Origin of the sequence: Bifidobacterium simiiventris (assembly GCF_019331715.1) — a bacterium.
Classification (GTDB): domain Bacteria; phylum Actinomycetota; class Actinomycetes; order Actinomycetales; family Bifidobacteriaceae; genus Bifidobacterium; species Bifidobacterium simiiventris.
This window is the reverse complement of the sequence record NZ_JAHBBG010000003.1, coordinates 264989-278274: the sequence shown is the minus strand read 5'-3', so window position 1 is coordinate 278274 and position 13286 is coordinate 264989. Positions and strand designations below refer to the sequence as shown.

10 protein-coding genes are annotated in these 13286 nt (G+C 64.5%); 6 read left to right on the top strand and 4 right to left on the bottom strand.

What is annotated here, in order from left to right:
- Nucleotides 1-14: 14 nt before the first annotated feature.
- The 6 genes from KIH76_RS05365 (at nt 15) to KIH76_RS05340 (ending at nt 6589) form a co-directional block, all read left to right on the top strand.
- Nucleotides 15-1544: an adenosylhomocysteinase gene (locus tag KIH76_RS05365; protein WP_219069686.1), complete on the top strand. Its 1530-nt coding sequence runs from the start codon at nt 15-17 to the stop codon at nt 1542-1544.
- Between the two features lie 243 nt (nt 1545-1787).
- On the top strand, nt 1788-3185 hold the full coding sequence (locus KIH76_RS05360) for an amidohydrolase family protein (protein WP_219069684.1): 1398 nt from the start codon (nt 1788-1790) through the stop codon (nt 3183-3185).
- An 11-nt stretch (nt 3186-3196) separates the two neighbouring features.
- On the top strand, nt 3197-3682 hold the full coding sequence (locus KIH76_RS05355) for a cupin domain-containing protein (RefSeq protein WP_219069682.1): 486 nt from the start codon (nt 3197-3199) through the stop codon (nt 3680-3682).
- Between the two features lie 255 nt (nt 3683-3937).
- Complete coding sequence (locus tag KIH76_RS05350) at nt 3938-4804, top strand: ABC transporter substrate-binding protein (protein WP_219069680.1); 867 nt, start codon at nt 3938-3940, stop codon at nt 4802-4804.
- Nucleotides 4805-4841: 37 nt separating this feature from the next.
- Complete coding sequence (locus KIH76_RS05345) at nt 4842-5735, top strand: amino acid ABC transporter permease (protein WP_219069678.1); 894 nt, start codon at nt 4842-4844, stop codon at nt 5733-5735.
- Complete coding sequence (locus KIH76_RS05340) at nt 5732-6589, top strand: amino acid ABC transporter ATP-binding protein (protein ID WP_420829255.1); 858 nt, start codon at nt 5732-5734, stop codon at nt 6587-6589. The genes KIH76_RS05345 and KIH76_RS05340 overlap by 4 nt, the downstream gene beginning before the upstream one ends.
- A gap of 120 nt (nt 6590-6709) precedes the next feature.
- Here the strand turns inward: KIH76_RS05340 and ribF are convergent, their stop codons facing one another.
- The 4 genes from ribF to infB all read right to left on the bottom strand — a co-directional run bounded on the left by ribF (nt 6710) and on the right by infB (nt 13283).
- On the bottom strand, nt 6710-7912 hold the full coding sequence (gene ribF / locus KIH76_RS05335) for a bifunctional riboflavin kinase/FMN adenylyltransferase (RefSeq protein ID WP_219069676.1): 1203 nt from the start codon (nt 7910-7912) through the stop codon (nt 6710-6712).
- A gap of 110 nt (nt 7913-8022) precedes the next feature.
- Complete coding sequence (locus KIH76_RS05330; protein ID WP_219069674.1) at nt 8023-9243, bottom strand: tRNA pseudouridine synthase B; 1221 nt, start codon at nt 9241-9243, stop codon at nt 8023-8025.
- A gap of 198 nt (nt 9244-9441) precedes the next feature.
- Nucleotides 9442-9993 (bottom strand): 30S ribosome-binding factor RbfA, encoded by a 552-nt coding sequence (rbfA, locus tag KIH76_RS05325; protein ID WP_219069672.1) that lies wholly within the window; start codon nt 9991-9993, stop codon nt 9442-9444.
- Nucleotides 9994-10340: 347 nt separating this feature from the next.
- Nucleotides 10341-13283 carry a translation initiation factor IF-2 gene (gene infB, locus KIH76_RS05320; RefSeq protein ID WP_214372489.1) on the bottom strand — a complete coding sequence of 981 codons (2943 nt, stop codon included), beginning with the start codon at nt 13281-13283 and terminating at the stop codon, nt 10341-10343.
- Nucleotides 13284-13286 lie beyond the last annotated feature (3 nt).

Sequence of the window (13286 nt, the reverse complement as noted above, 5' to 3'; positions counted from 1 at the left end):
TGACAGGAGGATGTATGGCTGAATACGATGGCACGGCTGCGAACGATGGCCGCGATTTCGCTGAGTGGGCAGCGCGGTACTCGCAGCGGACGAACCGTTCGCTGGCCGGTGCGCGAATCGCATTGCCGACGACGGCTGACAACGACGGCGACGATACGATGTACACGTTCGCCATGCAAACAGACGACCACGATGATGCCGAGCAAACGTATACGTTCGCCGCACAAGCCGCGCAATGGGGCATGATCGTCGATCGTAAATCCGTCGACGGCGGTATTCCGGCGAACAACAACGTGGCAGACGCGAGGGAGCTATCGGGTAAGGATGCGATCGATTATGCCGAGCGGCATATGACGGTGCTGCGCACGCTGATGGCACAACTGCGCAAAACCGTTGATTTTACAGGCGTCCGCATCGCAGTGTGCCTTGTATTAGAACCGAAAACCGCGGTGCTGCTGCGGCAGCTCAAGGCCGCCGGCGCCACGGTGGGCGTGTTCGCGGACCCGTCCGAAACCGACCAGCGCGTCGCCGACCAGCTCACCAGTGAAGGCATCGCCGTCGAAGCAAACGTATGCTGGACGCCCGAGCAGACACAGGCCGGCGCGCTGCGTCTGTTGGACACGATCCGACCACAGATCATCATCGACGACGGCGCGAGCTTCGCCCGTCTCGCCGCCGCCGAACGACCGGAACTACTGCGCGACCTGATCGGCGTGGCCGAGGAGACGACCAGCGGCGTACGCGCGTTCCAAGCCATGCAGGACGCGGGCGCGCTCGACTTCCCGGTGATCGCGGTCAATGACAGCGTACTCAAAACCGGCTTCGACAACGAGCACGGCACCGGCGAAACCTGCGTGACGACCATGCAGGAATTGCTCGGCGCGCACTGTTTCGACGATACGAACGTCGCCGTGATCGGCTACGGTCCGGTCGGACGCGGATTCGCGCGACGCGTGCGCGCGCTGGGTGCGAACGTCGTCATCTGCGATACCGATCCAGTTGCCGCGCTCAAGGCCGTGTTCGACGGGTTCGCCGCGCAGGATATCGATGATGCGGTAGCAAACGCTCGCATCGTCGTGTCCGCAACCGGTGTACGGCATACGATCGCAGTCGAACACATGCGGCTTATGCACAGCGGCACGGTACTGTCGGTGATCGGCGGCATCGCCAACGAGATCGCACTGGACGACATTCCCGGATTCCGTCATGACAACGCTCGCACGATCAGCGAGATCAGCGTGCCGGATGGCCCGACGCTTACGCTGCTCGCCGAGGGCGACGGCGTCAACTACACGGCCGGCGGCGGCAATCCGATCGAAATCATGGATCTGAGTTTCGCCGTGCAGTCGAGCGCCGTCGCACGGCTGCTCGAGTCGCGCGCAACCGGCGGCGATCAGCTCGCGCCTGGCCTACATCGCCTCGATGCGGCATCAGACCGCCGCATCGCGCAGGTCGCGCTGCACACACGCGGATTCGCCGCCAGCCATGCCGTCGCCGACAACGGCTACGACTGGCAGCTCACTCGTTTCGCCGACATACAGTAGCGGAACAATCGCCCGCCGCTCCAGATCCATGTCATCTCGAGCGAAGGCGAAGCCGGAGTCGAGAGATCTTTCAGTGTCTGCGCAAGATTTCTCGACTCCGCTGCGCTCCGCTCGAAATGACAGGCAAACAACAGACACGCCATCGCCCAATCAAAATGACAAGTAGGCATCGCATCCTGTGGCGAACGTAATCATCGACATGGGTTCCGCACGTCAGCCATCCCCAACCGGTATAACTGAACCATGACCACAACCGACGATTTCGACCCGCTGTATGCGGCCGCGCACCCGGCGCCGCTTAACGAGGTCACGCTGTACAGTGCGCCGCTGATCATTCCCGTCACCGGACCGGTGATCATGGACGGCGCGATCGCCGTGGCCGGCAGCCGCGTGGTGCATGTCGGCACGCGCCGCTGGGTGCTCGAGACCCTCAAGCAGGACATGGCTGCGAACGCTCGCATCGACGAGCATCATTGGCACGGCATCATCACGCCCGGCCTGATCAACGCGCATACGCACCTGCAATACACGAACATGGCCGAGGTCGGCCGCGGCACGTACACGAGTTTCCACGATTGGGAACTCGGCTTCAACCCGGTGTACGAGCGGCTGTGCGAGGAAGGCGATTGGAAGGCGTCCGCCGAGCAAGGCGCGCGCATGATGGTTGAGGCGGGCACCACCGCCGCGGCCGACATCGTGACCGACCCGGAGGCGGCGGGCGCGCTCGCCTCGCAGGGCATGCACGGCGTGGCGTACTGGGAAGTGATGGATTGGCATAACGACGACTGGCGCAAGGTCGGCGTGCGCGAGCTCGTGCGGCATCTGGGACGTATGCGTGCCGAGGATCTGCCGAGCGTGGGTATCAGCCCGCACGCGCCGTACACGCTGGAAACCGCACCGTTCGTGGATTTGCCGGACATCGCGCGCCAGCTCGACATGCGTCTGCACATCCACCTTGCGGAGACGCCGATGGAGGCTGGCACGCACGGCAGCGAAGGCACACTGTCGACGTATTCGGCCGCTTCGTGGCGCGACGAGGACTGGTCAAGCTACCAGCAGCTCAAGGACGCGGGGCTTGGCGCATCCGCGATCCAGTTCCTCGACCAGCTCGGCTCGCTCGGCCCGGACGTGCATATCGCGCACGGCGTGTGGGCGGACGCGGAGGACCGTCGCATCCTGCGTCAGCGCGGCGTGGGCGTAGCGTTGTGCCCACGATCGAACCGGATCACCGTGACCGGTCGGGACGCGCCGATCCGCGAGTATCTGGAGGAAGGCAACCTGCTGGCGGTCGGTACGGACTCGCTGTCGAGTTCGCCGAGCCTGGACGTGCTCGACGATGTGGCGATGCTGTACAATCTGGCCCGCGAGCAGGGATATGCCGGCGCCGATCTGACGCATCGGCTGATCCGCATGATGACGCTCGGCGGCGCGCAGGAGCTCGGCATGCACGTCGGCGCGGGCCGCATCGGACAGATCAACGCGGGCGCGATGGCCGATCTCGCGTTCTTCGACGTGCCGGTCTACGTGGCCACGCCGCGCGGCATCGAGGACACGCTCGAGGAGCTGGTGCGCCACGGCGCGGGCACGAATCGCGCCACCGTCATCTCCGGCCGCGTCGTCTACAACAACGGCGCGTTCTGAAAGGAACCAACATGAGTGTTGCATTGGAAAATATGAGCGAATACGCGCGTTCCGTCGTGGAGCGGCTCAGACTCGAGGCGCATCCCGAAGGCGGCTGGTACACGCGCGACTGGCAGGCGCCGGCGACCGACGCCGCGTCCGGTCGTCCGCTTGCGTCGCTGATCTACTTCCTGCTGGCGGAAGGCGACGCGAGCGCCTGGCACAAGGTCGACGCCGACGAGATCTGGCTGTGGCACGGCCCGGCGACCGTCACGTTGGAACTCGGCGGCAGCGGCGATCAGCCAGCCGATGATCCGACCGAAGTCCAGACGATCGTCCTCGGTTCCGGCATCGCGGATGCCGGCGAGCGCGGCGATCGCACCACCGACGATCAGCCGGTCGGCCACGCGATCGTCCCGGCCGGCGTGTGGCAGCGCACCGTTCCCGGCCGCGGCGACGCACTCGTCTCCTGCGTCGTCTCCCCCGGCTTCACATTCGACGGCTTCACGCTGCAGTAACACTCAGCCGCGGGGTCGGAACACGTTCGGAGACGGGCACCGCACCAAGCGTGTTCCGACCCTGCGAGCCGCGCCCGATAGCGTGTTATAGATAATCGCGATAGGCCGAGACGCGCGGCGGTAGCGGGAATACCTTAGAATTGGCGCTGATGCGCCAAACCGCCATGCGCATATTCGCAACATATTCGCAAGAGGGTGGCCAGCCGGTCGGAATCGACCGCGCGGCGCACATCTGTTCAATAAGGAGAGGAAACCATGTTCAACAAGAACGGCATCATTCGCGCAGCCGTCGCGACCGCCAGCGTCATCGCGCTCGCGTTCTCCGCAGCCTGCGGCACGTCCAGCAACGGCAACGACACCAATTCCAACGCCGACAGCTCCGACATCACGCAGCAGACTGTCACCCCCGGCACGCTCACCATCGCGACCGGCGACCCGGCGTACGAGCCGTGGGTTATGAACGACAAGCCGGAGTCCGGCGAAGGCTTCGAGGCCGCACTGGCCTACGCCGTGGCAGACAAGCTCGGTTTCAAGAAGGACAACGTGAAGTGGATCCGCACCACGTTCGACTCGGCCATCGCCCCGGGCGCCAAGGACTGGGATCTCAACATCCAGCAGTTCGGCATCACCGACGAACGCAAGCAGGCCGTCGACTTCTCGTCCGGCTACTACAAGGACACGCAGTCGGTCGTCGTGAAGAAGGACGGCAAGTTCGCGTCCGCGACGTCGCTCGCCGATCTCAAGGACGCCGTGATCGGCGTGATGGTCGGCACGCAGGCGTACACGATTGTCAAGGACAAGATCAAGGACGACATCCAGACGTTCAACGACGACGCCTCGCTCGCTCAGGCGCTTGAGGCCGGCCAGATCGACGCGCTCGTGACCAACACGGTCGAGAGCGTGTACATGGTTCAGTCCGAACAGGTCAAGGACGCCAAGGTAGTCGGCCGCATCGCCGGTTCCGAAGACAAGGACGGCCTGGGCATCGTGCTGCCGAAGGATTCCAAGCTCACCGCGGCCGTCACCAAGGCCGTGGACGATCTGAACGCGGACGGCACGCTCAAGCAGCTGCAGGACAAGTGGTTGGCCGAGTACACCACCGACCTGACCGAGCTGAAGTAGGACGAACCGGTTCGCCCACTGCAATAGAATCGCTACTATGGTCGATTCGCAAACTTCGCAAGACCTCGCCACCGATGCGGCCGCAACGCCGCCGGTGAGCGAGGTCGAACTTTCTCGCCGTGCATACCGACGCCGGCAGCAGCTCAAGTCGGTTGTCACGAGTCTTGTCAGCACGATCGTGCTGGCCGTCATCGTCGTGGTCGGGCTGCAGCTGTCGCCCGGCTGGCCGCGCGTCAAACAGACGTTCTTCTCCGCCGAATACTTCGCGAAATCGTTCCCCGAGGTGCTCGACGGCCTGTGGCTGAACCTTAAGGTGCTGGTCGTCGCGGTGATCGGCGTCGCAATCTTCGCCACGCTGATCGCGCTCGTGCGTACCAGCAAAAGCCCGGTCATGTTCCCGTTGCGAGCGTTGGCAGCGATCTACACGACCGTCATGCGCGGCATCCCGATGATCGTCATCCTGTATCTGATCGGCTTCGGCATCCCCGGCCTCGGCCTGACCAAGCAGCGCATCGACCCGTCGCTGCTCGGTACGATCGCCGTGATCATGGGCTACAGTGCATACGTTGCCGAAGTGCTGCGCGCCGGCTTCAACGACGTGCATCCCTCACAGCGTGCGTCCGCACGCTCGCTGGGACTGACGGCCGGGCAGACGACGTGGCTGGTGGTCGTGCCGCAGGCGTTGCGCAAGGTCGCGCCCGCGCTGATGAACGACTTCATCTCGATGCAGAAGGACGTCGGCCTGATCTCCGTGCTGGGCGCGGTGGACGCGGTGCGCGCAGCGCAGATCGAGGTGGCAAGCTCGTACAACTTCACGCCGTACGTGGTGGCGAGCCTGCTGTTCATCCTGATGAGCGTGCCGTTCATCCTGCTCAACGACTGGTATTCGGAACGGTTGCGCAAACGTGAGCAGAGCGGAGGCACGGTATGAGCGGGATGAATGACATGAACAGCAACAGCGAACGTATTCAGCCGGCTGGCGACGCGACTGCTCCCGGCGGCGATGGCACCGCCGCCATCGCCGAGCCGAGCGGACTGGTCACATCCACTCCCCTGCCGGTGCTGCGGCTTGACAACATTCGCAAGTCGTACGGTTCCACACAAGTGCTGCGTGGCATCTCGTTCGACATCAAACCGCACGAGGTCGTCGCGCTGCTCGGCCCGTCCGGCTCCGGCAAGTCCACGCTCATGAAGTGCGTGAACCTGCTCGAACAAGTCGACGACGGGCAGATCTGGCTGGGCGACACTGACATCACCGACCCGCGGGAGAACCAGGACAAGATCCGTGCACGCGTGGGCGTCGTGTTCCAGCAGTTCAACCTGTTCCCACACATGACGGTGCTCAAGAACGTCACGCTGGCGGCGATCAAGGTGCATCACTGGGAGCGCGGCCGGGCCGAGGCCCGTGCGCTGGAGCTGCTCGACCGCATCGGCATGCGGGCGAAGGCCGGCGCGTATCCAGACCAGCTGTCGGGCGGTCAGCAGCAGCGCGTGGCGATCGCGCGTGCGCTGATGACCGATCCGGAACTGCTGCTGCTCGACGAGATCACGTCGGCGCTCGACCCGATGCTGGTCGGCGAAGTGCTGAGCATGGTCGCCGAGCTGAAGTCGCAGGGCACGACGATTCTGATGGCCACGCACGAGATGAGCTTCGCGCATGACGCGGCCGATCGCGTGGTGCTGCTGCGACGCGGGGTGATCGCGGAGAACGGCACGCCGCGCGAGGTGATGGACGAGTCCGAGGACCCGGAGACGCGCGAGTTCTTCGCTCACTTCAGGCACTGAATCAGCAGCCGGCGGGGCAATCCTCCCGATTCCTTATACAAGTTGCCCCGCTGGGAGTGATCTCAGCGGGGCAACTTCATGATGACTTCAACGCAACGACGCGCGATCGTGCCGTTCGAGTCATGCGGTCAGATGCTTGGTCTCCTCGACGTTGCGGCCAAGCTCGGCCACGAGGGCGTCGGCCGAATCGAACTTGACCTGCGGACGCAGGAATCCGGCGAATTCAACGCGCACACGGTGACCGTACAGCTCCAGCCAGTCATCAGTGATCGCATACGCCTCAACCACACGCTCGTGCAGTCCGGTCGTTTCGCTGAACGTCGGCTTCGTGCCGATCGAAATCGCGGCCGGCCAACGCCACGGCGATCCGTCCGCGATACGCGCCTTGTCGTCGGAAGCAACGCGATCGGCCGATGCACCGTCGCCATTCGCATCAGCCGGCCCCATATCGACCAGCCAGCCCGCGTACACGCCGTCGACCGGCAGGTAGCCGCGCACCGTCGCCTCGTCCAGATTCGCGGTCGGGAAGCCGATCGTGCGGCCGCGCTCCTCGCCGTGTACCACAGTGCCCTCGATCGCATGACGGTGGCCAAGAATCTCGTTCGCCGCGACGATACGGCCCTGGCTCAACAGGTACCGCACGTTCGTGGAGCTCCACGTGCGCTGCAGCTTGGCCTGATGCTTCTTGCTCCACGCACGCAGCTCGGCCTTGCTCATCGCCGTGAACGGGTCGGCCGGCTCGCCCCACTCGGCCGGCATCTGCGGCTCGGCATTGGCCGGAATACGCACGTGGCCCGGCCCGCGATCGTCCACCACGTCCAGCTCGAAGACACCGGTAGCGGCGGACAGCGTGGAAATCGCTTTCACATCGCCTGCGCGATCTTTGCCCATCGCCGCATCCTGACCGAGCACAAGCGTGCGCATGCCAAGCTTGCCGACCATCTGGCCAAGGAAGAAACGGTACGATTTCGCGGCGAACCCGAGCGTGTAGCGCACGATCAGCACATGGTCGACGCCAAGCTCGCGCATGAAGCGCAGTCGCTCGTCGATGGTGGTAAGCACTTGCGTATCACGCACGTCGTCGCCCGGTTCGGTGCCGTTGTGCGCGTAGCCGTGCACGAGGCCGGGGCGTGGATCGAACAGCACAACGACCGAGAACGCGTCGAACTTCTTCGCCAGCTCGATCGTGCGGCCGATCACCGCCTGATGGCCGCGGTGCATGCCGTCGAACACGCCGACCGTCACGACGGATTTCCTGTCGTTGCTTAAGGTCGGCCAGTCGACCAGTCCTGTCGGATCGGGGGTGAGTCGGGTGATGTTCATATACGTTCCTCGTTCCAGTGTGTCTTACGTGGTTTCATCGCAACGGCATGTGCGTTGTTTTGCGGCATGCGGTGCGCGTGCGGGCGTTCCTATGACAGTGTACCCATCGATCAGTCGGCTTGGAAGACGACGAGGGGCTTGGCCTCGCCGCGTTTGGCACGATCGATGATGGCGGCCACGTCGCCGGCGCGCGAGTCGCCGGACGGGTCGGGCACGTAGGCCGCGGTGGGCTCGTGGATGTCATACGGGATGCGACGGCCGAAACGCAGGTTGACGGCGTCCTCGGCAGTGATTGCGAGCGTTGGCATCGCAGCGCACACTGATTCGACCATCGTCATTGCATATGATGTCAGTAGCTCGTCTCCGGTCACGTCAAGCACCGCGCGGTTGCGGGTCACCGTCTCGCCGGCACGGTTCGTGAACGTGCGGGATTCGGTATGCGCGGTGACCACGTTTGCAGCGGTCACATCGAACCGGCCGACGCGCGTGCGTCGCAGCCGGGTCAGGTATCCGCCGCAGCCGAGCAGCTCGCCGAGATCACGTCCGAGCGCACGGATGTACGTACCGGCCGAGCAGCTCACCCGCACGTCGAGATCGATCACCGGAACCATATCCGGCCCCGTCGCTGACGTAGACCTGTGATCGTCGATTACCGGCGCCACGTCCGGCTCATCCGACGTCGCATCGAGATCTGCGACTAACGGCCCGTCGGTACGCGCGGCATCGGTGAAGCCGACGCGCATGTCGAGCACGTCGAACGCGTGGATCGTGACCGGGCGTGCCTTGAGCTCGACCTCCTTGCCGTCGCGGGCGAGATCGTAGGCGCGCTGGCCGTTGATTTTGATCGCGGAGAACGTGTTCGGGACCTGTTCTATCGGGCCGGTGAGATGCTCGGCGATGATGCGTTCGATCAGGTCGCACGTGACGGTTGCGGGGAAGGAAAGATCTCTCGACTCCGCTGTACTCCGCTCGAGATGACAAGAGGGATCCATGCTCACGCCAAGAGAATCGGGGACAATGTTGGCTGGACGTCCGTTGCCATCGATCAGCTCGCCGTCGGCGTCGTCGGTGGTGGTGCGGCGGCCGAGCCGGATCGTCGCCTCGTACGTTTTGTCGTGGTCGACGATGTAGTTGAGCAGTCGCGTCGCGTTGCCGAATCCGATGACGAGCACGCCGGTGGCCATCGGATCGAGCGTGCCCGCATGGCCGACTTTCTTCGTGTGCAATGCACCGCGGACGGCTGCGACCAGATCGTGACTGGTCACGCCCTGCGGCTTGTCGATGACGAGCAGTCCGGACGGCTGGGACTGGTGCTGCGGTTGCGCGGGCATAGGTTACCTCGATGATGGATGATGCGGATGTGTGATGCTACGGCATAGACGTATCCCACCCTGTCATTTCGAGCGAGGCAAAGCCGAGCCGAGAAATCTTTCTAGGCGACATGACGGCACAAAGATTTCTCCACTCGCTAACGCTCGGTCGAAATGACAGAGTGGGGTACCACGCTACGTGTGAAATGACAGGAGCAATCAGGCGTCGGCGTCGCCGTCTTCGACGGTCACCTCGTCGTTGTCGTACTCGTCATCTTCGTAGTCGTCATCCTCGAAATCGTCGTCGTACTCGTCGGCGTCATCCGACTCGTCGCGTTCCTCGGGATGCTTGTACGGATCGGCCTCGCCGGCGTACTGCGCGCTCTCGCGGGCGCGGGCCAGCTCCTCGTCACGCTTGCGGGCGACGGCGAGGATGTCCTCGATCTCGGTGGCCTCGCCGGGCACCTCGTCGAAGATGAACTGCAATTGCGGGGTCAGTCGCAGGCCGGCCTTCGCGCCGACGAGCGAACGCAGACGGCCCTTGGCCTGTTCGAGCGCCTGCTTGGCACGCTTGCGTTCGCCGTCCTCGTGACCTTCGTGGCCGAGCTGCGTCCAGTAGATCTTGGCGATCTGCAGATCGTTGGTGACGCGCACTTCGGTGATGGTCACGTTCGCGAGGCGCTTGTCGTGCAGCTGCGCCTCCATGTTGGACGCGATGACGCGCTGGATGAGCGCGGCGATACGGGCCGCACGCGGGTTGGTTCCGGGCATAATGGTTCCTTTTCTATCTCACAGGGATCAGTCAATACGTGTGCTCGTACTATATTCGCATATCCCCTACTCGACCGGGAGCGGCATGCTGTACTTCTGCGAAACCGTACGCATAGCGGCTCTTCGCGTACGTTTTCGCTGAGCGTTCTGCAAAATCGTACGCGGAGAGCCGTTCAACGTACGTTATTGAGGAAGTCGTTAGCAATAACGTACATAGAGAGATGCTTGGCGTACGTTATTGCAGCGGCGTCTCATGACTGAGGAGATGCAGCAGGCGGATACGGCGAAGCGCCTGTATCTCATATGTGATACAGGCGCTTCGAAAACCCCTCTCGGGACAGGCAGGACTACTTGCGTTCGATCTCGCGCATCTCGAAGGTCTCGATGATGTCGCCGATCTCGATGTCGTTGAAGGTGCCGAGGTTGATGCCGGCCTCGTAGCCTTCCGCGACCGACTGCACGTCGTCCTTGAAACGACGCAGCGAGGAGATCTCCAGGTCGTTGACAGTGGCGACGCCGTTGCGCAGGATACGGCACTTCGTACCGCGCTTGACCTCGCCGTCCTGCACCATGACGCCGGCAATGTTGCCGAACTTGGAGGAACGGAAGATCTCGCGGATCTCGGAGTGGGAGGTGACGACCTCCTCGTATTCCGGCTTGAGCATGCCCTTGAGCGCGGCCTCGATGTCCTCGATCGCCTTGTAGATGACCGAGTAGTACTTGATCTCCACGCCCTCGCGCTCGGCGAGATCCGCGACCTGACGGTTCGGACGGACGTTGAAGCCGATGATGACGGCCTTGTCGACCGTGGCGAGATTGACGTCGTTCTGCGTGATCGCGCCGACGCCGCGGTGGATGACCTGGATGCCGACCTCGTCGGACACCTCGATCTTCATCAGGGAGTCCTCCAGCGCCTCGACGGAACCGGACGAATCGCCCTTGATGACGATGTTGAGCATGTCGACCTCGGACTTGGCGAACTGCTCCTTGAGGGACTCAAGCGAAACGACCTTGCGACGCTTGGCGAGCTGCGCGGCGCGTTCGGTGGCCTGGCGCTTCTCGGCGATCTGACGCGCAGTGCGGTCGTCCGGGGCGACGAGGAACAGGTCGCCCGCGGTCGGCACGGAGGTCAGGCCGAGCACCTGAACCGGCGTGGACGGGCCGGCTTCCTTCATGTGGTTGCCGTTCTCGTCGAGCATCGCGCGGACGCGGCCATACGAGGTACCGGCCACGATCGCGTCGCCGATGTGCAGGGTGCCCTGCTGGACGAGCACGGTCGCCACGGCACCGCGGCCCTTGTCGAGTCGCGCTTCGATGGTGGCGCCGCGGGCGTCCATATCCGGGTTCGCGCGCAGGTCGAGATCGGCGTCGGCGGTGAGCAGGACGGCTTCGAGGAGCTTGTCCACGTTGATGTTCTGCTTCGCGGAGATGTCGACGAACATGGTGTCGCCGCCGTACTCCTCGGCCACCAGACCGAACTCGGTGAGCTGGCCGCGCACCTTCTCCGGGTTCGCGCCCGGCTTATCGATCTTGTTGACGGCCACGACGATCGGCACGTGGGCCGCCTGCGCATGGTTGATGGCCTCGACGGTCTGCGGCATGACGCCGTCGTCCGCGGCCACGACGATGATCGCGACGTCGGTGATCTCGGCACCGCGGGCACGCATGGCGGTGAACGCCTCGTGGCCCGGGGTATCGAGGAACGTGATCTTGCGCTTCTCGCCGTCAAGATCAACGGTCACCTGGTATGCACCGATACGCTGCGTGATGCCGCCGGCTTCGCGTGCGACGACGTTGGTCTGGCGGATCGTGTCGAGCAGCTTGGTCTTACCGTGATCGACATGGCCCATGACGGTAACGACCGGCGGACGGGGCTTCAGGTTCTCGTCCTCCTGCAGCTCCTCCTCGTCCAGGTCGATGTCGAACTGCTGGAGCAGCTCCTTGTCTTCCTCTTCGGCGGAAACGATCTTGATGTTCCAGCCGATCTCCTCGCCGAGGATCTGGAAGGTGGACTCGTCGAGCGACTGCGTGGCCGTGGCCATTTCGCCGAGATGGAAGAGCACGGTGACAAGGGCCGCCGGATTGACGTTGATCTTCTCCGCGAGATCGGCAAGGGACGCGCCCTGACGCAGACGAACGGTCTGGCCGTTGCCGGTCGGGATGCGAACGCCGCCGATGACCGGGGCCTTCATCTCCTGGAATTCCTGGCGCTTCGCGAGACGGTTCTTACGCGCCTTCGAGGACTTGCCGCCCTGACGACCGAACGCACCCGCGGCACCGCCGCGACCGCCACGGCCGCCGCGTGCGGGACCATTGCTCGGAGCGCTATTCTGGCCGGCACCCGCGCCGAAGCGGTTGCCGCCGCCCTGACCCGGACGGGCACCCTGCGCGCCGCCCTGACCCGGACGGTTGTGTCCCCACTGGCCCGGACGCGGCGCACCCTGGCCGCCCTGACCCGGACGACCGTTGCGGAAGCCACCACGGCCACCGCCCTGACCCGGACGGGCGCCACGGCCGCGGCCGCCTTCGGAATTGTTCGCACTCGGACGCGCCATCGGATGCGGACGCGGGATATCGCCCGGAGTCGGAGTGCGCATGCCCTGCTTGCGGCTGAACGGGTTGTTGCCCGGGCGCGGACCCGGGGTCGGCACGCCGGACTGGGCGGACTGGCCGCCGTTCTGCACGGGCTGGCCGGTCGGACGCGGCGCGTGCGGCAGCGGGGCACCCGGACGGGCGCCGTTGCGCTCATTGCGCTCGCCACGCGGCTGATGGTTGCGATCGCCACGCGGCTGGCCGTTGCGATTGCGATCATCACGACGCTCGCCACGGTTGTCGCGACGACGATCATCACGACGGCCGTCGCGCTCATCACGGTCGCGCTGCGGACGCGGCATGTGCTGGGCCGGCTTCGGAACGCCCGGAACAGGGGCGAACGGCTTGGGAGCCGACGGGGTCGGCGCAGCGGTCTCGGCGGACGCGGACGGCGCGTGCGGAGTCGGGACGTGCGCGGACTGCGGTGTGCGCGGCCCCGGCGTCGGAGCAGCCGGACGCGGTGCGGCCTGAGCCTTGTGAACATTTGCATTGGCCGCAGGCTTGCGGGCAGGCTCCCCAGCCTTGCCATTGCCCTTGGCATCCCCCTGGAACGCCGCCTTGAGACGACGTACGACCGGCGCCTCGACGGTCGATGATGCGGATTTGACGAACTCGCCCATATCCTTCAGTTTTGCAAGGACATCCTTGCTTTCCACGCCAAGTTCCTTGGCCAGATCATACACGCGTGCTTTCGCCACTAA